We start from the raw sequence: 23,588 nt of genomic DNA on the forward strand, positions 1-23,588 counted from the left end.
TAATTACTAATGTACCAAGTCTAAATCTTTTAGTTGGTCAGATTCCGCACGGAGATGTAGCAGAGAGAATCCATTATTCGTTTGCATATATACAAAATAAGAAGAACATCTCTTTATCAAATTTATGGGATGTTTTTTTTGTTGATTAGGAATTTTGATTTCTTCTATTGTGGATAAGATGTATATAAAATTGGTGATAAGTTTCTTCTTGACGGATCATCTAATAATCTCTATACTTTCTTCTTTGACGCGGCCGCTAACTTTGGATACAATCATAAAGAGTTTATCGGCTAGTGATTACATATAGCAGTTACAGTAGAACAGGAGGCAGTTGTTCATGAATGTAGTACCGGAACCTCTCCCGGGCGGATCAGCGCTTGCAAGCGACTATATACATCATTATGAAAAGGTAGGACATTTGTACGGTGGAGATTTCCGTAATGAGGAGAGCAGAGCGGAACGCGCGCAATGGCTGGACAGCAGTGAGAATCTGCGGGCCGATCGTGCCAAGCTTGCAGCATGCTTGCGGAAATACAATCTGCAGCACAATCCTGATGCTGCGGTGATGAATTCCCTGGCGCTGCTGGAGCAGCAGGGGACTTTGGTCGTGACCGGCGGGCAGCAAAGCGGCCTGTTCACGGGTCCGCTTTTTGTCATATACAAAGCAATTACAACGATTCAGGCGGCAAAAGAAGCAGAAACGCAGTTGGGGCGGCCTGTCGTCCCGCTGTTTTGGATTGCGGGTGAGGATCATGACTGGGATGAGGTCAATCATACCTATGTATTGAACCGCGCAGGGGAGATCACCAAGCTTAAAGTGGACAAAGCAGATGAACATCGTTCTTCTGTCAGCACCATCAAGGTGGACGAAGCCATTTGGCTGCAAGTTACCGAGCAACTGAACGGGCTGCTGCAGGAGAGCGAATTCAAACCGCAGATTATGGAGTTTATCCGCCAATCCTCGGGTACCGCCGGCAGCATGAGTGATGCTTTTGCCAAGCTGATAGGCTCGCTGTTTGGCAGATTTGGACTCATTCTGCTGGATTCTGCAGATCCTGGGCTGCGTAAGCTGGAAGCTCCGCTGTTTGCATCGTTGATAGAACGCAATGATGAGCTGGAGACCGCTTATCAGGCGGCCGCCGCCAATATTGCTGGTGGCGGTTATGAGCTGCAGGCTGCTGTGGTCGCTGGCGGTGCCAATCTTTTTTATATTCATGAAGGGAACCGGTTGCTGCTGCATAAGGAAGCTGGGCGCTTCACCGACCGCAAGGGCACGATTTCCTTTTCCACGGAAGAATTGCTGCGGCGGCTGGAGACTCATCCCGAGCGGTTCAGCAATAATGTGCTGACGCGTCCGCTTATGCAAGATTATCTGCTGCCGGTTCTCGCGACTGTGCTAGGACAAGGTGAAATCGCCTATTGGGCCATTCCGCAACTGGCATTTGAGGTAGTCGGTGAACGGATGCCGCTGATTATACCCCGCATGTCGTTTACGGTTGTGGAAGGGACTTTGCATAAGCATATGGACAAGTACGGGCTCTCTTATGGCGATGTCCGAGAAGGATTGGATCAGAGAAGACAAGAATGGCTTGCCGCCCAGGATGAGCTGGAGCTGGGACGCCGGTTCGAAGAGACAAAGGCAGCTTTCTCCGCAATGTACGAACCGATAATTGAACAGCTTGGAACAATTCAAGTGGGACTTCTTAAGCTGGGCAGCAATAATAAAGATAAAATTCTGGATCAGATCACCTTTCTTCAAGCCAAAGCCCAGGATGCGATGGAGAAGCAGAATGAAGCTGCGCTCCGCCAGTGGGAGCGGATTGAGCTGTCGCTGATGCCGCTGGGTAAGTTGCAGGAAAGAGTGTACAATATTATGTATTATCTGAATCGTTACGGTCCCGCCTGGCTCGATGAGCTGATGAAAATACCCGCAGATTACAGCGGAACACACCGTATCATCTATATGTAATAAAACTAAAGCTTACGCTTACGAAGCGAGTTTTGCTGCATAGTAATTTCGAAGAAGCGGATATTCCGCAAAACTTAAGCTTATGCTTACGAGGCTAGTTTATTGCGAAGGATTTCAATGAAGCACAAGCTCCATAAAACTTTCAGGAGGTATCATTATGAGTTCATTATCCAAGGAAAACAGTATTGTTGCAGATATGTCGCTGGCTCCGGAGGGGCATCTCAAAATCGACTGGGTTCGCCAGCATATGCCGGTGCTGAACCGTATCCGCGAGCAGTTCGAGGCAGAGCAGCCCTTCAAAGGCTTGAAGGTATCTATTACGCTTCACCTGGAAGCGAAGACAGCTTATCTGGCAAAGGTTGTGCAGGCAGGCGGCGCGGAAGTTACAATTACCGGCTCCAATCCGCTGTCTACGCAGGATGATGTTTGTGCAGCGCTGGTGGAGGACGGCATCACCGTATTTGCCAAATACAATCCCACTCCTGAAGAATTCAAAGCGCTCAATATCAAGGCACTGGAAAGCAAACCGGACCTGATTATTGATGACGGAGGCGATTTTGCTACGCTGCTGCATTCCGAACGCCCTGATCTGATGAAGAATATCCGCGGCGGCGCAGAAGAAACGACTACAGGCATTATCCGGCTAAAAGCATTGCAGAAGCAGGGCATTCTCAAGTTCCCGATGGTAGCCGTCAATGATGCTTATTGCAAGTATTTGTTCGATAACCGCTATGGTACAGGCCAATCTGCGTGGGACGGCATCGTCCGCACAACCAACCTTATTGTGGCTGGTAAGACAGTGGTCGTAGTCGGTTACGGCTGGTGCGGCAAAGGGGTGGCTATGCGGGCAAAAGGGCTTGGCGCCAATGTCATCGTGACTGAGGTGGATGCGATCAAGGCTGTGGAGGCCCATATGGACGGGTTCCATGTGATGCCGATGCTGGAAGCAGCGAAGCAGGGGGATTTCTTCGTTACAGTGACAGGCAATCGTTACGTGATCCGCGGCGAACATTACGATGTGATGAAGGATGGAGCGATTCTGTGCAACGCCGGCCATTTCGACGTCGAAGTGAATAAGCCCGAATTGTCCGAACGGGCAGTATCCCAGCGCACTGTGCGCAAGAACATCGAGGAGTACAAGCTGAAGGACGGACGCAAGCTGTATCTGCTGGCAGAGGGACGGCTTGTAAACCTGGGCGCGGCTGACGGCCATCCGGCAGAGATCATGGATACAACCTTTGCGCTGCAGGCGCTCTCCCTGAAATATGTGAATGACAATTACAACAACATCGGAGTAAAGGTTGAAAATGTTCCTTATGAGCTGGACGAGCAGGTAGCGCGCTATAAGCTGGAGAGTCTCGGGATTGCCATCGACAGCCTGACTCCGGAGCAGGTTCAATATTTGGACAGTTGGAATCTGAACGCATAATCCATAGAACTGAAGCAAGGTGTCCGGCCATGTGAATGGTTCGGGCACCTTGTTTTTTTTGCAGCTTGACATTTATGGAAAATTACTTTGCTCTAAAAAAAGGTTTTTGATTTTTAATGGCGAATCTATTATGCTTAGGTGGTGTAAAGTGGGGTAAAGTGGGGAATTGGGAGCTAGAGGTGGGGACAAATCATGTTTATGGGTGAGTACCAGCATAGCATTGATGACAAGGGACGTATCATTATCCCTGCCAAGTTCCGGGAAATGCTCGGAGCCTCCTTCGTAGCGACCCGCGGCCTCGACACCTGCTTATTTGTTTATCCCATGGAAGAATGGGGAATCATGGAACAAAAGCTTAAAAGCCTTTCACTGATGAAATCGGATGCCCGTGCCTTCAGCCGCTTTTTTTTCTCAGGAGCGACCGAATGTGTATGGGACAAGCAAGGCAGGGTGAATCTGCCGGGGAATTTGCGGCAATATGCCAAGCTGGACAAGGACTGTGTAATTCTGGGCGTTTCGAACCGGGTGGAGATCTGGAACAAGGAGCTATGGGAGCAGTACTTCGAACAGTCAGAGGAAACGTTCAATGAGATTGCCGAGAAATTGGTGGATTTCAATTTCGATCTATAACACAATAACAATTCGAATACTGCCCTGGAGGGATGCAGCTTGTTTCACCACATCACGGTGCTTAAGGAAGAAGCGACAGAAGGGCTGCACATCAAGAAGGATGGCATATATGTCGACTGCACGCTTGGAGGGGCCGGACACAGTTCGCTGATTGCCTCGAAGCTTAGCGGCCAAGGCCGATTGATCTGTCTGGATCAGGATGACTGGGCTCTGGACAATGCAAGACAGAGACTCGGTGAATACGGCGACAAGGTCGTTTTGGTTAAGACCAACTTCCGGGAGCTTGAGCAGGTGCTGAAGGAAATCCCCTTTGTTCCGCAAAAGGACGGCGTTCCCCAAGTGGATGGAATTCTGTACGATCTGGGTGTATCCTCGCCTCAGTTCGATGAAGGGGAACGGGGATTCAGCTATAACCACGATGCTCCGCTCGATATGCGGATGGACCAGTCCGCGGAGCTGACCGCAGCCGAAATTGTGAATACCTGGCCCGAGCAGGAGATCGCGCGTGTGCTTTTCCAATATGGAGAAGAGAAGTTCTCACGGCGGATTGCCCGCAAAATTGTAGAGCGCAGAGAAGTTCGCCCCGTGGAGAGCACGGGAGAATTGGCAGAGCTGATCAAGGAGGGCATTCCGGCTGCAGCGCGCAGAACGGGAGGACACCCCGCCAAACGGAGCTTTCAAGGGCTGCGTATTGCGGTGAACGATGAGCTTGGCGCTTTTGAGGAAGGGCTGCACGCGGCGGTGCGCTGCCTGGCACCTGAAGGAAGAGTGTCGGTCATTACGTTTCACTCGCTGGAGGACCGGATCTGCAAACAGATTTTCAGCAGCTATTTGAGCAAATGCACTTGTCCGCCTGACTTTCCGTTTTGCGTTTGCGGTGCAGAAGGCACCTTGAAGCTGATTAACCGCAAGCCGCTTGTGCCTTCCGAGGAAGAGCTGGAGCTTAACCCGCGCGCCCGTTCAGCGAAGCTGCGCATCGCAGAGAAATTGTAAATAACGATAAAGGAGAGTCAGAGATGGCCTATACCCGCGGCAATTTAGCAGTTCAACCCAAAAGAAAAGAAGAGGCGGACAGGCTTTACCGCGAGAAGACAAAAGTAGTTACCAGACGCATGGTGCTTCCGCTGAAGGAGAAGCTGCTCTATATGCTGACACTTGGCGTATTTGTGCTGGTGGCTGCCACCCTGATTTGGCGTTACGTGCATATTTACGATTTGAATTTGCAGGCGCAGAAGCTGGACAGCAACATTGCCAAGACGAAGAAGCAGATCGCTACCTATCAGATGGAGAAGCAGGGTCTAGAACAGACCGTAGCCAAGCGAGCTAGTGACATGGGGTATAAAACACCTGATGAGGGCTCGACCATTCATGTTCCACTGAGCAATACAGCCACAGACGGAGGCAACTAGTTGGCGATTGGCAGCAATCGTAATAATAAAGTTTGTGAGGTCTGCGTATGGTGAAAAGAATAAAACTTCGCACGCTGTTTATAGGAGGGTGTATCACCCTCTTTTTTCTTGTTTTAATTGCCCGGGTATTCTGGATTCAGATACTGCATGGCGAATACTGGCAGCAAGAGGCAGCCAGCCAGTGGGCACATAAAGCAGTAATCAAAGCAGTACGCGGTGAAATCGAGGACCGCAACGGGAATGTTCTGGCCAGTGATGTTCCTGCGTATACCGTTGTCGTTGATCCCGAGGTTATTGCTGAACGGGGAATTGGTGAAGAGGTTATCGCGGGACTGAATAAGCTGCTGGGCAAACCGGTGGACCAACTGAAGAAGCTGGTAGAGGCTAAGGATGATAAAGGCAAATACCTCAAGAACCGTGAGATCCGCAATGAGGGCTGGAAGATAAGCAAAGAACTTGCGGATAAGGTAGACGCCTTCAACAAGGGGCTAGCGAAAGAGCATGACATTCAGGAGACAGGTGTAGGACTTGTTACGGAACAAAAGCGTTATTATCCTAAGAATACACTTGCCGCGCATATTTTGGGCTATACCGACAGAGAAGGCAATGCGATTATGGGGCTGGAAAAGTATTTTGACCAGCAGCTTAGAGGGGAGGACGGCAAGCTTCTCTATCAGAGCGATGGCAAAGGGGTTAAGCTTCCCGAATCCAATGATACGTACCAGCCTGTGGTCAATGGAAACAATTTCAAGCTGACGATTGACAGTACAATTCAATATTATATTGAAGAGGCCATGAAAACCGCTTATGACAAATACAAGCCTAAAAGCATGAGTGTCATTGCTGCCGACCCGAATACGATGGAAATTCTCGGCATGGCGAATATGCCTACCTTCAACCCGAATGAATACTGGGATACTAATCAGAATTCCGCAGGCTTCTATAATCATGCGATCAAGTCCAGGTATGAACCGGGTTCAACCTTTAAGATTGTGACGCTGGCTGGAGCCGTGCAGGAGAAGCTCTTTAATCCTGATGCTACCTTTCAGTCCGGCCAAATTTACATCAAAGGGTACAAGAAACCGCTCCATGACATCAATAGAGTCGGCTGGGGGAAAATTTCGTTCCTTGAAGGTGTGAAGCGCTCCAGTAACGTAGCCTTCGTTAAGCTTGGCTATGAGATGCTTGGTCAGGAGAAGCTGCTGCAGTATATCAATGATTTCGGCTTCAATGAAAAAACCGGAATCGACCTGCCGGGTGAAACCATCGGTATTGTCAACCCGAATCCGAGCATTGCCTCGGAAAATGCCACGCTCGCCTATGGACACGGCAAGGTGCTCGTTACTCCGATTCAGCAGCTTACGGCGGTATCAGCCATTGCCAACGGCGGCAAGCTGATGGTTCCGCATGTGGTCAAGGAAATTACCGACCCTAACACTGGCAAGACAACGGTTACCCAGCCAGAGGTAGTACGCGAGGTAATCTCGAAGGAGAGCGCCCGGGAAACGGGCAGCTATCTGGAGCAGGTTGTTGCCGATCAGGTCAAGGGCACCGGACGCCATGCTTACATTGAAGGCTACCGTGTGGCAGGCAAGACCGGTACGGCAATCAAGGTTCAAGGTAAGGATTATGACCGTAACAAGGTGCTTGCTTCTTTTATCGGCTATGCTCCGGTCAATGATCCGAAGATTGCAGTTATTGTAATCATTGACGAGCCGCAGGACGGAGAAGGCGGCGGTGCTGCCGCTGCTCCAATATTCAAAGAGATTGTGTCGCAGGCTCTGCCTTACATGGGAGTACCCAAAGCAGTCGCGGATTCTAAAGGCAGCACAGAGAAAACAGTGAAAAGCACACCGTCCGAGCAGCGCTCTGCGCCTGATCTGACCGGTAAAACGATGCAAGCGGCCAGACAACTGCTGATTGATCAAGGCTATGATTTCGAGGCGGTCGGCGAGGGAACAACAGTGGTCAGCCAATACCCTGAGAAGGGAACCCTGCTGGCATCAGGGCAGCGTGTCTATCTCTTGAGCCAGCAGGGTGAAAAACCTGTTATTCCTGATTTACGCGGGCAGTCCCTGCGTGATGCGCTGGAAATTCTCAGTCTGCTTAAGGTAGGTATTGCCATTGAGGGCGAAGGTTATGTGTCCCAGCAAACGCAGGGCATCAAGAACGGGAAAACCTTGGTTACCCTGGGGCTTAAGCCGCTCAATGAGTATGGTGAGAATATTCCTGTCCCTCCTGCTGCGGATGACACTAAGAAAGACACGAAGACAGAATAGCGTATAAGTGCAGGCTTGTTCTAACCCCTGTTTGTCCCGAATAGTCATGAAGATAAGAGCTCATGTCTAAGTAGCGAAAGCGGGGGGAGAACGGAATGAAGGTTTCGAAGGTCGTAACTCGGCGGAGAATGCTGTGGACGCTGCTGGGACTTGCCGTATTGTTCGGCTCTCTGGCTGTGCGTCTTGCCTATGTGCAGTTATCCCAGGGCGAGAAGCTGAGCGCCAAGGCGGAAGATCTGTGGCGCCGTAATATTCCTTATACCGCCAAACGCGGTGAAATCTTGGACCGGGAAGGGACTGCCCTGGCCTATAATATCAGCTCCCCAACTGTTTACGCGGTTCCGGTGCAGGTGAAGGAGAAGCAAAAGACAGCACAGACGCTGGCTCCGCTGCTCGGTATGAGCGAGACGAAGCTGGTGGCTTTGCTGTCTAAAAGTGAGTCATCGGTGAAGCTGCAGCCCGGCGGCCGCAAAATTACGATGGAGCTGGCCGCGAGCATCCGTGATTTGCAGTTGCCGGGCATCGTTGTGGCTGAGGATAACAAGCGGTTTTATCCCTATGGCGATTTGGCGGCACATATCCTTGGCTTCACAGGCATAGATAATCAGGGGATTACCGGGGTGGAGAATATTTACGACAAGCTGCTTCAAGGCAGCGCGGGCAATATCTCCTATTTGTCCGATGCCGGGGGCAGGCTGATGCCCGGGTCATCGGAGAAATATTCGGCTCCTAAGGATGGACTCAATCTGCAACTGACGATAGATAAGCAGATTCAGTCCATTATGGAACGCGAGCTGGATCAGGCGATGGTGAAATATCAGGCCCAGGGTAGCTGGGCGATTGCAATGAATCCGAAGAACGGAGAAATCCTGGCCATGGCAAGCAGACCGGGGTATGAGCCTGGGGCCTACAAGGAATATGACGCTCAGGTCTATAACCGAAACCTGCCGATCTGGATGACCTATGAACCGGGTTCTACATTCAAAATCATAACCTTGGCTGCCGCGCTGCAGGAGGGTAAGGTAGACTTGCAGAACGACCACTTTTATGATCCCGGTTATATTGAGGTTGCCGGGGCCAAGCTGCGCTGCTGGAAAAAGGGCGGCCATGGAAGCCAGAGCTTTCTTGAGGTGGTGGAGAACTCCTGCAATCCGGGCTTTGTCGCACTTGGACAACGTCTGGGTAAGGATACTCTGTTTAAATATATCCGCGATTTCGGTTTCGGCGCCAAAACCGGTATTGATCTGAACGGCGAAGCCAGCGGAATTCTGTTCAAGCCAGCGCAGGTGGGGCCGGTAGAGCTGGCGACCACAGCCTTCGGTCAAGGGGTGTCGGTCACGCCGATTCAGCAGATTGCCGCTGTATCGGCAGCCATTAACGGCGGCAAGCTCTATACGCCGCATGTCGCCAAGGCATGGATTAATCCCGATACCGGCAAGATCGTGTCGGAGCCACAGCCGGAGGTGGTGCGGCAGGTCATTTCGGAAGAGACCTCGAAGAAGGTGCGCGCTGCCCTTGAGAGCGTAGTTGCCAAGGGAACCGGCCGGCCGGCATTTATTGACGGCTACCGTGTGGGAGGCAAGACAGGGACGGCACAAAAAGTAGTTAACGGCCGCTATTCAGCGACCGAGCATATCGTATCTTTTATAGGGTTTGCGCCTGCCGATGATCCGCAAATTGTTGTATATACAGCAGTTGATAATCCTATGGGGATTCAGTTCGGGGGGGTAGTGGCAGCTCCAATCGTACAAAATATTCTGGAAGACTCCCTGCACTATTTGAAGGTCCCTGAGCGCAAGGATCAGCTTCCCAAAACCTATAAATATGGCGAAAATCCAATTGTGACGGTTCCCGATCTTACGGGGGCAACGGTCCAGGATATTTACGAGGATCTGAACATGAACTTTACGCTCGCCCGTTCAGGAACCGGCAATACAGTAATCAATCAGGCGCCGAAGGCAGGTGCCAGAGTCGAGCAGGGCTCAACGATCAGGATCTATATGGGTGCTGACAGTGAAAAATAAGGTATAAGGCTGTGTTTCTTATCCGAAAATGCAGAGTGAGGGATTGCTATGAAAGTTAATGAATTATCGTCTTGTCTTGCAGCTTCGCGTCTCTATGGGAATGGAGAGACGGAAATCACCAATATCCAGGTGGATTCGCGCCGCATTCAGCCGGGTGACTTGTTCATCTGTCTGCCGGGTTTTACCGTGGATGGGCATGAATTTGCGCCGCAGGCCGCCGCGAATGGCGCCTCCGCCATTGTCTGTGAGCGGAAGCTTGAGATTGATCTGCCACAGATTGTGGTGGATGACAGCCGGTTTGCGATGTCCGTGTTGTCGGGCGCATTTTTCGGCTCGCCGAGCAGCAGATTGCGAATGATTGGGATTACCGGCACGAACGGCAAAACGACGACCACTTATCTTATTGAGCGGATTATGCAGGATCATAATGTGAAGACAGGGCTGATTGGAACGATTCAGATGCGCTATGACGGTCAGAGCTATCCGATGTCCGGCACAACGCAGGAATCGCTTGAACTGCAGCGTACGCTTAGTGATATGGTCTCTAAGGGAGTACAGTGCTGTGTGATGGAGGTCTCCTCCCACGCGCTCGAGCAGGGACGTGTGAAGGGAACGGACTACCGTACCGCAATATTTACGAATTTGACCCAGGATCATTTGGATTATCATCATACGATGGAGGAGTATCGTGCGGCTAAGGGGCTGTTCTTTTCCCGGCTCGGCAATGTGATTTCGCCTTGGAAGGAAGAACGGAAATATGCCGTATTGAATGCGGATGACGAGGCAAGCGCCTATTTTGCCGCACAGACTGCGGCGGAGGTCATTACATACGGCATCGACAGCGACGCCAATGTCCGGGCCTCGCAAATCTCCATCACGTCCAAAGGAACTTTTTTCCATGTGGATACGTTTAAAGGAGAGGCTGACATTTCTCTGCGTATGGTCGGAAAGTTCAATGTGTACAATGCGCTTGCCGCGATCACGGCTGCTCTGCTGGAGGATGTGCCCCTTGCGGATATCAAGGCCAGTCTGGAGTCGGTTGCCGGTGTACCCGGACGTGTGGAATCCGTGGATGAAGGCCAGGATTTCGCGGTTATCGTAGATTATGCCCATACACCCGACGGATTGGAGAATGTGCTGAAGGCGGTTTGTGAATTTGCGGCAGGCAAGGTGCTTACAGTCTTTGGCTGCGGCGGAGACAGAGACACTACCAAACGTCCGCTGATGGGCAAAATTGCTGCGAAGTACAGCGATCATGTATTTGTAACCTCCGACAATCCCCGTACCGAAGATCCGCTGCTGATTCTGAGGGATATCGAGGCCGGACTGAAGGCGGATGGAATAGCGCAGGACCGCTATGAAATGATTGCGGACCGGCGGGAAGCTATCAGAAAAGCTATTGAAATGGCAAGCCCCAGCGATGTAGTATTGATTGCGGGGAAAGGTCATGAGACCTATCAGCTAATCGGCGGAGTGGTTCATGATTTCGATGACCGCGTAGTCGCCAAAGAAGTTATAAGGGGCCGAAGCTATTGATTATAAGAACGCTGCGAAACATTGCTGACATGTGCGGGGGAGAGCTGATCTCCCCTGCGGATATGGATACGGAGATTGCGGGGGTCGTTACCGACTCCCGCAAAATCACGCCTGCCTGCCTGTTCGTTCCGCTGATCGGGGAACATTTCGACGGGCATGATTATGGTGACGCGTCTTTGGCGGCAGGAGCCGCCGCCACCTTGTGGCAGCGGGACAAAGAGGGAGTGCCTGAAGCCGGCGGAGTCATCCTGGTGGACGACACACTGGCCGCGCTGCAGCGGCTGGCTTCAGCCTATTTAAGCCAAATTGCTCCACAGGTTGTTGCCGTCACAGGCAGCAACGGTAAGACAACAACCAAGGACATCATTACAGCCCTGCTGGAGGGACAGTATAGAGTCCACAAAACACAGGGCAATTTCAATAATCACATCGGCTTGCCGCTTACGATTCTCTCGATGAGCGGGGAAACCCAGATTGCCGTTCTGGAGATGGGGATGAGCTCGCGGGGAGAGATAGCTCATCTCGCTTCCTTGGCTCCGCCTGACGTAGCTGTAATTACCAATGTAGGCGAATCACATCTGCTGCAGCTCGGCTCCCGCAAGGAGATTGCCAGAGCGAAGCTGGAAATCGCTGAAGGGCTGAAGCCCGGAGGCCTGCTCATTTATAACGGCGACGAGCCGCTGCTTGCCGAAGTCATTGCAGAGCCTGCGTTCCGCGCTCCAGCGGAAATGAAGTCCTTCCGCTTCGGGTTGTCTCCTGACAACGATGATTACCCGACGGGAATGATGTCGCATTCGGGAGGAATGACCTTTACGTCCAGCCTTCATCCGGAGCTAGCCTTCTCTCTGCCGCTTCCGGGCCAGCATAATGTCGTCAACGCTTTGGCTGCGCTTGCAGTTGCACGCCATTACAGCGTGTCAGAGGACAATATCAAGGATGGTTTAAGTAAGCTTAAACTGACCGGCATGCGGATCGAAGTGATGCAGGCGGCATCCGGCCTTATTTTGCTGAATGATGCTTATAATGCCAGTCCCACCTCCATGAGAGCAGCAATTGATGTGCTTCAGTCTATGAAATGCGGGGGAAGCCGAATCGCTGTGCTGGGGGACATGCTGGAACTTGGGCCGGACGAAGTGCGTTTCCATGCGGAAATCGGCAGCTATTTGAACCCGGCAGAAACGGATCTGGTGTTTACCTACGGGCCGCTGTCTGCGCATATCGCGGAAGCAGCTTCAGCACAATTTGGGTCTGAGCGGGTGTTTGCTTTTTCAGATAAAGGGGAGCTTACATCTGCCTTGATTGGCAAATGCGGCCCCAAGGATGTTGTATTGTTCAAAGCTTCCAGGGGAATGCGCCTGGAGGAAGTGCTGCACAGCTTGAATGAGCATTCTCGGGCAGATATAAACTAATGGAGGGGGTGTACCCATGGATTATCAACTACTTTTGCTGACTATTGCCGTATCCTTTATCCTTGCGGTCATTGCCGCTCCGCTCTTCATTCCGCTGCTGCGGAGGATGAAATTCGGACAGCAGGTTCGTGATGACGGACCTCAATCTCACTTGAAAAAAGCCGGAACCCCTACGATGGGCGGAATTATCATCATGGTGGCGTTCACCTTGTCTTTTTTGAAATTTTCTGTAGTGGACTCAGACTTTTATGTTCTATTGGTAGCTACGCTCGGTTACGGGCTGATCGGCTTCCTGGATGACTATATCAAAATCGTATTCAAACGCTCCCTGGGTCTGACGCCGCGGCAGAAGCTGCTGGGCCAGCTAGTGGTCGGCGCAGTAATGTGCGGCCTGCTGATCTCCGCCGGTCACAACACCGGCATTAGCATCCCGGGAACCGATCTGAGCTTTGACTGGGGCGGCTGGTTCTATTATCCGTTTATTATCGTCATGATGATGGCTGTAACAAATGCGGTTAATTTTACCGATGGTGTAGATGGGCTTTTGTCAGGTGTCAGCGCAATTGCACTGGCTGCTTTTGCTGTGGTGGCTATGCAGGCTACCTCTATTGCGGCTGGAGTCTGCGCGGCTGCGATGATCGGGGCGGTGCTTGGCTTTCTGGTCTTTAATGCGCATCCGGCTAAGGTGTTCATGGGCGACTTCGGCTCCTTCGGCATCGGCGGCGCAATCGGAGCCATCGCTATCGTGACCAAAAGCGAGCTGCTGTTTCTCGTGATCGGCGGGGTATTCGTCGTTGAAATGCTGTCTGTTGTTTTGCAGGTGACCTCTTTCAAGACACGCGGCAAACGCATATTCAGAATGAGCCCGATTCATCATCACTTTGAGCTTGGCGGCTGGTCGGAATGGCGGGTTGTCGTCTCCTTCTGGGCGGTGAGCCTGGTTCTGGCGGCCGTTGGACTATATATCAGCAAGGGGTTGTAAAGAATGAAACATCCGGATGAGTACCGTGGTGAAAAGGTGGTGGTCCTGGGGCTTGCCAAAAGCGGCGTCCAGGTGGCCAAGGTGCTGCATGAGCGCGGCGCAGTTGTAACGGTCAATGATAAAAAGGAAAGAGATCAAAGTCCCGAAGCTTCCGAACTGGAGTCTTTGGGAATTTCTGTTATATGCGGCGGGCATCCCGAGGGGCTGATCCATGAGGGGGTCAGCCTGATGGTCAAAAATCCCGGCATCCCCTATTCGGCAGCGCCTGTAGTGCGGGCGCTTGAACTGGGCATCGAAGTCGTGACCGAGGTAGAAGTGGCGTATCGTCTCTGCGCGGCACCGATGATCGGAATTACCGGCTCTAACGGGAAGACGACGACGACAACCTGGGTAGGCCGTATGCTGGAGGCTGCCGGAATGAAGCCTATTGTTGCCGGCAATATTGGCACACCGCTCTGTCAGGCCGCACAGGAGGCCCACGAGGACAATTGGATGGTCGTTGAGCTCAGCAGCTTTCAGCTTAAAGGGACGGAAACGTTCCGTCCCAAGGTGGGCTGTCTGCTGAATGTGGCGGAAACCCATCTGGATTATCATGGCGGCATGGAGGATTATGTAGCCTCCAAAGCCAAGCTGTTCGCTAATCAGGAGCCAAGCGATACGGCGGTGCTGAACTGGGATGATCCGGTCTGCCGGGAGCTGGTGCCTTATATCAAGGCCGGGATTTTGCCTTTTTCGATGACTGAGGAACTGGTTCAGGGGATATTTGTCCGACCGGCCTTTGTGCCGGGAACCGATGATGACCTGAAGAGGGTTATCGTTTACCGTGATTATACAGAGAGTGAGACGGAAATAGCGCCCGTTGATTCCATCGGCCTGCCGGGACGGTTCAATGTGGAGAATGCGCTGGCTGCCTGCGGCATTGCCATCGCCGCCGGGGCTGATCCGGCAGTGCTGGGCGGAGTGCTGGCTTCCTTCCGGGGGGTGGAGCACCGGCTTGAATATGTGGCCGATCATTCTGGAGCCGCCTATTATAACAATTCCAAGGCTACCAATTCCAAAGCAACGGCCATGGCGCTAGCCTCCTTCCGGGCGCCGGTTGTGCTGATTGCCGGAGGTTTAGACCGCGGCTCTGACTATATGGAGCTTGTGCCTGTCCTTGGAGGCGTCAAAGCGCTTGTGGCCCTGGGTCAAACGAAGGACAAGCTTGTTAACGTCGCGCAGCTCGCAGGAGTAAAGAGCATTATCTCCGTCGATACTGGGGAGAGCGCCGCCGCCGTGCTGCAAGAGGCTGTGCGGGAGGCTTCCGCCTTGGCGGAAGCGGGAGATGTTGTCCTGCTCTCTCCTGCATGTGCCAGTTGGGATATGTTTACATCCTATGAGGAGCGCGGGCGTATTTTTAAAGAGGCGGTGCATAACCTTTAAGTAGGGGGGTGGATAAGCCCCTACTACGGATGCAAGAGGTGTGCTCCTGATGAATAAATCCCGTCATGCGCCCGATATCTGGATACTGGCGGCCATACTCTCCCTGCTGGCCATCGGTATGGTGATGGTATACAGCGCCGGGTCCGTTCTGGGCTTCCGCAATTATGGAGATTCGTTTTATTTTGTCAAAAGGCAACTGCTGTTCGCGGGACTCGGGCTGGGAGCAATGTTCGTCACCGCGAACACCGACTATCTGGTGCTGAAGAAATTCGCCAGACCGGCCCTGATTGTCTGCTTCATCCTGCTTGTTCTGGTGCTGATTCCCGGAATCGGCGTTGTACGCGGCGGGGCGCGCAGTTGGCTGGGGATCAGTTCCTTCGGGATTCAGCCCTCAGAGTTCATGAAGATGGGGATGATTCTTTTTCTGGCTAACTGGCTTGGAAAAGACGATTATGACATCTCCACCTTCACACGCGGACTGTTCCCGCCGCTGGCGCTGATCAGCTCCGCATTTGCGCTCATTATGCTCCAGCCGGATCTCGGCACAGGCACCGTAATGTTCGGCGCTGCCTTGATGATGGTTTATACAGCGGGGGCAAGGATGAAGCATTTGCTCTCTCTTGGCGCGCTGGGAGTCGTTGGCTTCGCCGGTCTCGTCGCTGCTGCGCCTTACCGGCTTCAGCGGATCACCGCATTTCTTGATCCCTGGTCTGATCCGCTGGGGGCGGGCTACCAGATTATCCAGTCGCTATACGCGATTGGTCCCGGCGGGCTTGGCGGGCTGGGGCTTGGCATGAGCCGGCAAAAGTACAGCTATGTGCCTGAGCCGCAGACCGATTTTATTTTTTCCATCCTGGCGGAGGAGCTGGGGTTCATCGGCGGGCTGATTGTGCTGGTCCTGTTTCTGATTCTGATCTGGCGCGGCATGAAGGTGGCGATGAGCCTGCCTGACCGCTTTGGCAGCTATCTGGCAGTCGGGATCGTCTGTATGGTGGCCGTTCAGGTCATCATCAACATCGGCGTTGTCATCGGTCTCATGCCGGTCACCGGCATTACGCTTCCGCTGATCAGCTACGGGGGCTCATCGCTGACACTGATGCTCACCGCACTTGGAATTTTACTTAATTTATCCCGTTATGCGAGGTGAAAGACATGCGTATCGTATTAAGCGGCGGCGGTACAGGCGGACATATCTATCCCGCCGTCGCCGTCGCCAGGCAGCTTGAGGCTGAAGAAGAGAACTCGTCCTTTTTGTATATTGGCGGGAAGCGGGGGCTGGAGAGCAAGCTGGTACCCCAGGAGAATCTCCCGTTCAAATCAATAGATATCACCGGCTTCCGCCGCAAGCTTTCAATCGACAATGTGAAGACCGTGATGCGTTTTCTGAAGGGGGTGAAAGCCTCCAAGGAGATGCTGAGGGAGTTTAAACCGGATGTTGTGATCGGCACCGGAGGATACGTATGCGGGCCTGTGGTGTATGCGGCCTCCAAGCTGGGCATTCCCACGCTCATTCATGAGCAGAATGCGATTCCGGGGCTGACGAACCGATTTCTCAGCCGTTATGCCGACACGGTTGCCGTAAGCTTCGAAGGAACGGAATCGGCTTTTCCCGGAGGAAAAAATGTGATCTATACCGGCAATCCCCGGGCGACCACCGTAACCACCGCCAATCCGCAGCGCGGCTTTGCTTCCCTGGGCATTCCAGAGGGCAGTACGGTTGTGCTGATGGTTGGCGGCAGTGGTGGAGCAAGAGCGATTAACCAGGCAATGATCGAAATGGCCCCGCTTGTGGTTAAAGGGAATAGTGTCCACTATGTGTATGTAACCGGTGAGTCCTATTTCGAAGAAACCCGCAAGGCTCTTCGGCAGAAGCTGGGCGGCGTGCCGAACTGGCTGCACCTTCTCCCATATGTTCACAATATGCCCGAGGTGCTGGCTTGTACCTCCCTTATTGTGAACCGGGCAGGCGCTTCTTTTCTGGCTGAGATTACAGCGCTGGGAATTCCCTCTATTCTTATTCCGTCCCCTAACGTGACAAACAATCACCAGGAGGCAAATGCAAGACAACTGGAGCGCGAAGGTGCGGCTGCAGTGCTGCTTGAGAAGGACTTGAACGGCCAGTCTCTTATGGAGGCGGTCCAGAAGATTATCGGTGCAGAGTCTGTACGCTCTCAAATGTCGGAAGCCTCCCGGCGCCTCGGCAAAAGAGACGCTGCTGCACTAGTCGTCACCGAGCTGCGCAGACTGGCGGCCCAGAAGAAGCGGTCTTAACCACTCCTATTGGCCCCGTATGGCCAGTTATAAATATTATTGCACATGGGTGCTGAAGGCTGTTGCCGGTTGCCTGACCTTCATTGTCACACACCCGAGGCTACGAACATAGGATAATCCTATAATCGTGACAATCACCCAGAGCACTTTCGGACTGTGAAATGCGGGGCAGGAAAGCTCTTACAGGCATTTTGCTAATCCCCGTATGGAAAGTGCCCGGTGGTGGGTGAGCGGTAATCTCGGAGGTGATACATTGGACAAATTGGTGATTGAGGGTGGAAGTCCCCTGTCAGGCACCATACGTATCCATGGAGCAAAAAATGCGGCACTGCCGATTCTGGCGGCTAGCCTGCTGGCCGAAGGAGTTCACTCACTGCATAATGTGCCGGAGCTGCTGGACATCGAAACCATGCTGAATATTCTGGAACGGCTGGGGTGCAGGGGAGTGCATGCTGAAGGGACGGTAACGTTAGATACTTCGGCTGCCTTTACCTCCCATGTTCCTGAGGATTTGATGCGGCAGATGAGATCCTCCATTTTTCTGATGGGACCGTTGCTGTCCAGATTTGGAGAGGTGACGATTTATCAGCCGGGAGGCTGCGCAATCGGGGAACGCAAAATTGACCTGCATTTGCAGGGGCTGAGGCTGCTTGGCGCGGAAATCGAGGAATCGGGCGGGCAGATTTCCTGCCGGGCCGAAAGGCTGATCGGCAACGATATTCATCTCGATTATCCGAGCGTAGGAGCAACGGAGAATATCATGATGGCCGCTGCCATGGCGGAAGGCACCACTACGATATCCGGAGCGGCCAGAGAACCGGAAATCCAGGATTTGCAGAACTATCTGAACCAGATGGGTGCTCAGATCATCGGTGCGGGCACCGATACCATTACGATTCAAGGCGTCAAGAAGCTCTCCCCCTGTACGTACGAGGTCATTCCCGACCGGATTGTAGCCGGAACAGTAATGATCGCCGCAGCAGCTACAAGGGGAAGTGTGACATTGACCCATACTAATGCCGGGCATTTATCCTCGCTCATTCATGTGCTGAGGCGGGCTGGTGTTCAAATCACAGTTTGCAATGATATAATTAATATTAGCTGCATGGGTCGTCCCCGTGCGGTGGAGAGGATTGTAACCTCACCCTACCCGTCTTTTCCCACGGATCTGCAATCTCAGATTATGGTTCTGCTGTCACTGGCCGATGGATTCAGCGTGATCAAAGAAACGGTGTTTGAGGGCCGGTTCAAGCATGTGGAGGAGATGGCACGGATGGGTGCCGATATCTCCATAGACCTTAACCGTGCGTTTATCCGCGGAGTGCAAAGGCTGTACGGTGCCACGGTGGAAGCTACCGACCTGCGGGCGGGGGCTGCCCTGGTGATCGCCGGTCTCGCGGCTCAAGGCACTACGATTGTTGAGCAGGCGCACCATATTGACCGCGGATATGACGGCATTGAGAAGCTGTTCCAGAAGCTTGGCGCACACATTACACGCAAAATACCTGTGCCGGGTCCGTTAGATTTGGCCAATTAAAGCTCCCTGTCTCCTTCGGCTTATGTGAGGGGAGGAGACAGGGCCTTATTACGGAGATATGAGAATGCCTAAAACCCGTTTACCTCTTCTTAAAGAGGACAAGCCACCTAAGAAAGTGAGCCGCAAAATCACAATCATCCTGCTGCTGCTGTTCATTGCGCTGCTGGCTGTGATATTTTTCCGCTCGTCCGTCAGCCGCATTACTGAAATTCATTTCCAAGGCGGCAAATATACCACCCGGGAGGAGCTGCTGTCTCAGAGCGGCCTTTCAATTGGAGGACAGTTTTTTGCCGTCTCCAAGACATCTGTGAAGGACTCCCTGGAAAAGCTTAAGACGATACAGGATGTAAGCGTACAGAAGAAATTTCCCGGAGTTGTCACGATAAGCATTGATGAGTATCCTGCCGTCGCTTACGAATTGGACCAGGGAGGTACGCTTAAGGCGATTCTCTCCAGCGGAGCCGCTGTATCCGTAAATGACACCGGAATTGCCGTGGAAAAGCCAATCTTGACCAACTGGAAAGACTCCGACCCGTATAAGGCCAAGCTGTGCCAGGCGCTCGCCCTCATTCCAAATGAGCTTACCAGTGACATCTCTGAAATTGTTCCATCGCCGACGCTGTCTTTTCCAGACCGGATTAAGCTGTACACACGTTCGCATTTTGAAGTCATAACGGCAATATCCCTGCTTAAGGATAAGGTGGAATATTTGAATAAGGTCATAGAGACGGAAGAGCCCGGTCTGATCAAGATGCTTGAAGCAGATTCGTATGTTCCTTTTCAGGCTGCACCGGCTGCTAATGAAGAGAATGCAGACACACTAGAGTAAATAGTCCCTACTATTAGGACCAAAAAAATGCTACAATCGGATTTACGGGCAATAAGCACTATCCCTCTTTTTTCTCCGGATTTTTTGAAGTGAATTCATAAATTTGGGTATCATTTCTTTATTATATATATATTTCTTGCTAAAAACGCTGATTTTACAGATTCTAGTAAGCATCTATGTATATGCGGAATGCTTGTCATATTATTCCACTCAAAAAATTTGTAGAAAAAAGAGGGAAAGGATTAGGTATGTTGAATATGTACAGAGATGTTTCCCGGGACCGGGAACGAGCAATTTTATTACATTTTTATTTTGATTATAACAGGAGGTGCCATAGAGCTTGAGCAACAATGACATCATTGTTAGTTTGGACATCGGTACATCCAAAGTTCGGGCAATTATTGGGGAAGTTACCAATGGAACCTTTAATATTATTGGCGTTGGATCTGCCGATTCGGAAGGAATCCGCAAAGGTGCGATCGTAGATATCGACCAGACTGTACAATCTATCAAGAGTGCTGTGGATCATGCGGAGCAAATGGTCGGTATTCAAATATCCGAGGTCTATGTCGGCATATCCGGTAATCATATCGGTCTGCAGTCCAGTCATGGTGTTGTAGCTGTCCAGAATGAGGATCGTGAAATCGGCGAGGAGGATATCGACCGCGTTATTAAGGCTGCGGAAGTCATTGCATTGCCTCCTGAACGCGAAGTAATTGATGTTGTCGCCAAACAATATATCGTCGACGGTCTTCAAGGTATTCAGGATCCTCGCGGAATGATAGGTGTTCGTCTGGAGGTTGAAGCGACAATCATTACCGGAGCCAAAACGCCAATACATAATCTGCTTCGCTGTGTAGAGAAATCAGGGCTGAAAGTTAAAGATCTCGTGCTGATGTCTCTTGGAGCCGGCGGGTTGGCGCTTTCCAAAGATGAGAAATCTATGGGCGCTGTGCTGGTGGATATCGGTGCAGGTTCAACGACGATAGCCGTATATGAAGAAGGTTCCCTTAGTGCAACCTCCACGATCCCGATCGGAGGAGAATTTGTTACCAATGATATTGCATACGGACTCCGTACACTTACCGATCAGGCGGAGAAGGTAAAGCTGAAGTATGGCTGCGCCTGGATAGACGATGCGGCTTCTGACGTAGTGTTCAAGGTTCTGCGTATCGGCAGCAATGTGGAAAAGGAATTCAATCAGGAAGATTTGGCAGCGATTATTGAGCCGCGGGTACAGGAGATTTTTCACCTGATCCGTCAGGAAGTGAAACGGCTTGGCTATACTGAGCTTCCGGGAGGTTATATCCTTACCGGCGGCACGGTATCTATGCCGGGTGTCCTGAAGGCGGCTCAGACCGAGCTGGCTGCGTCTGTGCGCATTGCTGTGCCGGATTATATCGGTGTCCGGGACCCCGGATTTACCGGTGGAGTAGGCATTCTTCACACTGTCGTCCGCAGATTCCGCGGGCGGAGCGGCGGCGGCGGAAGCGGCAACAAGAAGACGGTCAACCGAAACAAGCAGAACGCCGTACCAAGCCAGGATACTGCGAAGAAGCCCGGTTTGGTAGAACGTCTAAAGAATATGTTCAGCGAATTCATATAAGTGTAAGTCCAGATATACTTGGACCGGCCATCCAAGCACTATTCTAGGGGGAGATGGAACAATATGTTGGAATTTGATTTTGAAATGGAGAGCTTAGCTCAAATAAAAGTCATCGGCGTGGGCGGCGGCGGAAGCAATGCTGTCAACCGGATGATTGAAAACGGCGTTCAGGGTGTTGAATTCATCACAGTTAATACAGATGCCCAAGCGCTGCATATGGCCAAATCGGAGCATAAGCTGCAAATCGGGGACAAGCTGACCCGGGGACTAGGCGCTGGTGCCAATCCTGAGGTGGGCAAGAAAGCGGCCGAAGAATCCCGCGATCTGATTTCCAATACGCTCAAGGGCGCAGATATGGTATTTGTGACCGCAGGCATGGGCGGCGGTACAGGTACCGGCGCAGCGCCCGTTATTGCTGAAATCGCCAGAGAATGCGGGGCGCTGACTGTTGGGGTTGTCACCCGCCCGTTTACTTTTGAAGGAAGAAAACGCTCTAACCAGGCGGAGCTTGGCATTGAAGCATTGAAAGAAAAGGTAGATACCTTAATTGTCATCCCGAATGACCGCCTGCTTGAAATTGTTGATAAAAAAACACCGATGCTGGAGGCCTTCCGCGAAGCGGACAACGTGCTCCGGCAGGCTGTGCAAGGGATCTCGGATCTTATTGCCGTTCCGGGTCTGATCAACCTTGACTTTGCCGATGTGAAGACGATTATGACAGAACGCGGTTCGGCACTGATGGGCATCGGAATTGCCACTGGCGAGAACCGTGCCTCGGAAGCGGCCCGCAAAGCCATCATGAGCCCGCTGCTCGAAACTTCTATTGAAGGCGCGCGCGGCGTAATCATGAACATTACTGGCGGCTCGAACCTCTCCTTGTATGAAGTCAATGAAGCTGCCGAGATTGTTACCTCAGCTTCAGATCCTGAAGTCAACATGATCTTCGGGGCCATTATTGAGGAGAGCATGAAGGATGAAATTAAAGTTACGGTGATTGCCACCGGCTTTGAGCATAAGACCTCCCCTGTTGCCCCTAACAGACGTCCGGCGGCGGGCAGTGAGCCTGCAGCAGCAGACAAGAATGCTAATTTGCGCCCGTTCGGCAATCAGACCACCTCTGATCAGCTCGACATTCCGACGTTCCTGCGCAACCGGACACGCGGCAACAACGAATAGCCATAATTTTATACCAACTTACGGAAGCACCGTATCTGCCATAGCGAAGAGCTATGACGGATACGGTGTTTTTTTGATTTACAGGCTGTTATAATACGGATAACGGGAGTGAATATGATGGAATTGCTGGACCCCCGGGTGGATTTTGTGTTTAAAAGAATATTTGCAAGCGAGAATAATAAGGATGTGCTGCTCGCCTTTTTGAACCGTGTATTTATGGATGCCGGGGACTCGCCGCTGGAAGAAGTGGTACTGCTTAATCCCTATACGGATAAGGATGATCCTCTGGATAAACAATCTATTTTTGACATATGGGCTAAGACAGTAGATGGAATGCTGATTAATATTGAGATGCAGCTCTTCAACAAATATGATATGGAAAAGCGGACCTTGTATTACTGGAGCAAGCGGTACTCAGGCCAAATGCAGACCGGCGGCAGGTACTCAGAGCTCAAAAAATGTGTGACGATAAATATTTTGAATTATAAGGTGCTGCCGAATGAACACACCCACAGCGTTTTTCATCTGCGTGAGGATAGCAGCGGAGCCCCGCTTAACGACGACATAGAGATTCATTTTCTGGAATTGCCTAAGCTGAAGCAGTCTGCTGTCCCCGGTGAAGGCGGTCTGGTCAACTGGCTGCTTTTTTTGAAAGGGAACGATAATTCGAATTGGGAGGTACTCAGGATGAACGAACCGGCTTTGAGAAAGGCAATGGAAACGCTGGAGTTTTTGAGTCAGGATTCGGAAGCCCGGCGTAGATATGAGGACCGTCAGAAGTTCCTGCATGACGAAGCCTCGCAACGGGACGGTGCGCAAAGAGAAGGTTTTGCTAAAGGATTGCAGGAAGGAATTAAAGAGGGAATTGAAGAAGGTAAAAAAGAAGGTTTAGAATTAGGGAAAGTGGAAGGTATCAAATTAGGGAAAGTGGAAGGTTTAGAATTAGGGAAAGAAGTAGGCTTAAGAGAAGGAAAACTAGAAGTTGCAAGGAACCTGCTGGCTATGGGTCTGGACCGCTCAGCTATACAGACAGCGACAGGGCTGACGGATGAGGAAATGAAGTCTATCTAATACAAATAA

The 23,588-nt window shown here is 51.8% G+C and carries 18 protein-coding genes; all 18 read left to right on the forward strand.

The features are described 5' to 3' along the window. The first annotated feature begins 337 nt into the window (after positions 1 to 337). Complete coding sequence (gene bshC / locus B212_RS0104855) at positions 338 to 1,969, forward strand: bacillithiol biosynthesis cysteine-adding enzyme BshC (RefSeq protein ID WP_019909305.1); 1,632 nt, start codon at positions 338 to 340, stop codon at positions 1,967 to 1,969. Positions 1,970 to 2,126: 157 nt separating this feature from the next. Continuing rightward, positions 2,127 to 3,398, forward strand: coding sequence for an adenosylhomocysteinase (locus B212_RS0104860; protein ID WP_019909306.1), 1,272 nt, complete (start codon positions 2,127 to 2,129; stop codon positions 3,396 to 3,398). Between the two features lie 192 nt (positions 3,399 to 3,590). Then, complete coding sequence (gene mraZ, locus B212_RS0104865; protein ID WP_019909307.1) at positions 3,591 to 4,028, forward strand: division/cell wall cluster transcriptional repressor MraZ; 438 nt, start codon at positions 3,591 to 3,593, stop codon at positions 4,026 to 4,028. A gap of 39 nt (positions 4,029 to 4,067) precedes the next feature. Further along, positions 4,068 to 5,021, forward strand: a complete 954-nt coding sequence (gene rsmH, locus B212_RS0104870; protein WP_019909308.1) for a 16S rRNA (cytosine(1402)-N(4))-methyltransferase RsmH — start codon at positions 4,068 to 4,070, stop codon at positions 5,019 to 5,021. A 23-nt stretch (positions 5,022 to 5,044) separates the two neighbouring features. After that, positions 5,045 to 5,437: a hypothetical protein gene (locus tag B212_RS30770; protein ID WP_019909309.1), complete on the forward strand. Its 393-nt coding sequence runs from the start codon at positions 5,045 to 5,047 to the stop codon at positions 5,435 to 5,437. Positions 5,438 to 5,484: 47 nt separating this feature from the next. After that, the gene (locus tag B212_RS30775) at positions 5,485 to 7,716 is read left to right on the forward strand and encodes a penicillin-binding transpeptidase domain-containing protein (protein WP_019909311.1); all 2,232 of its coding nucleotides are present in this window, start codon (positions 5,485 to 5,487) and stop codon (positions 7,714 to 7,716) included. A 95-nt stretch (positions 7,717 to 7,811) separates the two neighbouring features. After that, positions 7,812 to 9,740 (forward strand): stage V sporulation protein D, encoded by a 1,929-nt coding sequence (locus tag B212_RS0104885; protein WP_019909312.1) that lies wholly within the window; start codon positions 7,812 to 7,814, stop codon positions 9,738 to 9,740. A gap of 48 nt (positions 9,741 to 9,788) precedes the next feature. Then, positions 9,789 to 11,276, forward strand: a complete 1,488-nt coding sequence (locus B212_RS0104890; RefSeq protein ID WP_019909313.1) for a UDP-N-acetylmuramoyl-L-alanyl-D-glutamate--2,6-diaminopimelate ligase — start codon at positions 9,789 to 9,791, stop codon at positions 11,274 to 11,276. Beyond that, positions 11,273 to 12,685 (forward strand): UDP-N-acetylmuramoyl-tripeptide--D-alanyl-D-alanine ligase, encoded by a 1,413-nt coding sequence (locus tag B212_RS0104895; RefSeq protein WP_019909314.1) that lies wholly within the window; start codon positions 11,273 to 11,275, stop codon positions 12,683 to 12,685. Before B212_RS0104890 ends, B212_RS0104895 begins: the two co-directional genes overlap by 4 nt. A gap of 16 nt (positions 12,686 to 12,701) precedes the next feature. After that, entirely contained in the window at positions 12,702 to 13,667 is a 966-nt protein-coding gene (gene mraY, locus B212_RS0104900; protein ID WP_019909315.1) for a phospho-N-acetylmuramoyl-pentapeptide-transferase, read from the forward strand. A gap of 3 nt (positions 13,668 to 13,670) precedes the next feature. After that, on the forward strand, positions 13,671 to 15,089 hold the full coding sequence (murD, locus tag B212_RS0104905; RefSeq protein WP_019909317.1) for a UDP-N-acetylmuramoyl-L-alanine--D-glutamate ligase: 1,419 nt from the start codon (positions 13,671 to 13,673) through the stop codon (positions 15,087 to 15,089). Between the two features lie 49 nt (positions 15,090 to 15,138). Continuing rightward, complete coding sequence (spoVE, locus tag B212_RS0104910) at positions 15,139 to 16,236, forward strand: stage V sporulation protein E (protein ID WP_019909318.1); 1,098 nt, start codon at positions 15,139 to 15,141, stop codon at positions 16,234 to 16,236. Positions 16,237 to 16,241: 5 nt separating this feature from the next. Further along, positions 16,242 to 17,360 carry an undecaprenyldiphospho-muramoylpentapeptide beta-N-acetylglucosaminyltransferase gene (murG, locus tag B212_RS0104915; RefSeq protein ID WP_019909319.1) on the forward strand — a complete coding sequence of 373 codons (1,119 nt, stop codon included), beginning with the start codon at positions 16,242 to 16,244 and terminating at the stop codon, positions 17,358 to 17,360. 253 nt (positions 17,361 to 17,613) lie between these two features. Beyond that, on the forward strand, positions 17,614 to 18,897 hold the full coding sequence (murA, locus tag B212_RS0104920) for a UDP-N-acetylglucosamine 1-carboxyvinyltransferase (RefSeq protein ID WP_019909320.1): 1,284 nt from the start codon (positions 17,614 to 17,616) through the stop codon (positions 18,895 to 18,897). A gap of 64 nt (positions 18,898 to 18,961) precedes the next feature. Then, positions 18,962 to 19,726: a cell division protein FtsQ/DivIB gene (locus B212_RS30780; RefSeq protein WP_019909321.1), complete on the forward strand. Its 765-nt coding sequence runs from the start codon at positions 18,962 to 18,964 to the stop codon at positions 19,724 to 19,726. 340 nt (positions 19,727 to 20,066) lie between these two features. Further along, positions 20,067 to 21,332 carry a cell division protein FtsA gene (gene ftsA / locus B212_RS0104930; RefSeq protein WP_019909322.1) on the forward strand — a complete coding sequence of 422 codons (1,266 nt, stop codon included), beginning with the start codon at positions 20,067 to 20,069 and terminating at the stop codon, positions 21,330 to 21,332. Between the two features lie 63 nt (positions 21,333 to 21,395). Continuing rightward, positions 21,396 to 22,508, forward strand: a complete 1,113-nt coding sequence (gene ftsZ / locus B212_RS0104935; RefSeq protein WP_019909324.1) for a cell division protein FtsZ — start codon at positions 21,396 to 21,398, stop codon at positions 22,506 to 22,508. Positions 22,509 to 22,622: 114 nt separating this feature from the next. Continuing rightward, positions 22,623 to 23,579: an Rpn family recombination-promoting nuclease/putative transposase gene (locus B212_RS0104940; protein ID WP_028530611.1), complete on the forward strand. Its 957-nt coding sequence runs from the start codon at positions 22,623 to 22,625 to the stop codon at positions 23,577 to 23,579. Positions 23,580 to 23,588 lie beyond the last annotated feature (9 nt).

The sequence above is a fragment of the Paenibacillus sp. HW567 genome (assembly GCF_000374185.1).
Classification (GTDB): Bacteria; Bacillota; Bacilli; order Paenibacillales; family Paenibacillaceae; genus Paenibacillus_AQ.

Excerpts from the sequence above, each read along its gene's own strand:
- ftsZ (WP_019909324.1), top strand. The coding sequence starts at position 21,396 with ATGTTGGAATTTGATTTTGAAATGGAGAGCTTAGCTCAAATAAAAGTC.
- B212_RS0104885 (WP_019909312.1), top strand. The coding sequence starts at position 7,812 with ATGAAGGTTTCGAAGGTCGTAACTCGGCGGAGAATGCTGTGGACGCTG.
- murG (WP_019909319.1), top strand. The coding sequence starts at position 16,242 with ATGCGTATCGTATTAAGCGGCGGCGGTACAGGCGGACATATCTATCCC.
- spoVE (WP_019909318.1), top strand. The coding sequence starts at position 15,139 with ATGAATAAATCCCGTCATGCGCCCGATATCTGGATACTGGCGGCCATA.
- B212_RS0104940 (WP_028530611.1), top strand. The coding sequence starts at position 22,623 with ATGATGGAATTGCTGGACCCCCGGGTGGATTTTGTGTTTAAAAGAATA.
- bshC (WP_019909305.1), top strand. The coding sequence starts at position 338 with ATGAATGTAGTACCGGAACCTCTCCCGGGCGGATCAGCGCTTGCAAGC.
- B212_RS30775 (WP_019909311.1), top strand. The coding sequence starts at position 5,485 with ATGGTGAAAAGAATAAAACTTCGCACGCTGTTTATAGGAGGGTGTATC.
- murD (WP_019909317.1), top strand. The coding sequence starts at position 13,671 with ATGAAACATCCGGATGAGTACCGTGGTGAAAAGGTGGTGGTCCTGGGG.
- mraY (WP_019909315.1), top strand. The coding sequence starts at position 12,702 with ATGGATTATCAACTACTTTTGCTGACTATTGCCGTATCCTTTATCCTT.
- B212_RS0104890 (WP_019909313.1), top strand. The coding sequence starts at position 9,789 with ATGAAAGTTAATGAATTATCGTCTTGTCTTGCAGCTTCGCGTCTCTAT.
- B212_RS30770 (WP_019909309.1), top strand. The coding sequence starts at position 5,045 with ATGGCCTATACCCGCGGCAATTTAGCAGTTCAACCCAAAAGAAAAGAA.
- B212_RS30780 (WP_019909321.1), top strand. The coding sequence starts at position 18,962 with ATGCCTAAAACCCGTTTACCTCTTCTTAAAGAGGACAAGCCACCTAAG.
- B212_RS0104860 (WP_019909306.1), top strand. The coding sequence starts at position 2,127 with ATGAGTTCATTATCCAAGGAAAACAGTATTGTTGCAGATATGTCGCTG.
- mraZ (WP_019909307.1), top strand. The coding sequence starts at position 3,591 with ATGTTTATGGGTGAGTACCAGCATAGCATTGATGACAAGGGACGTATC.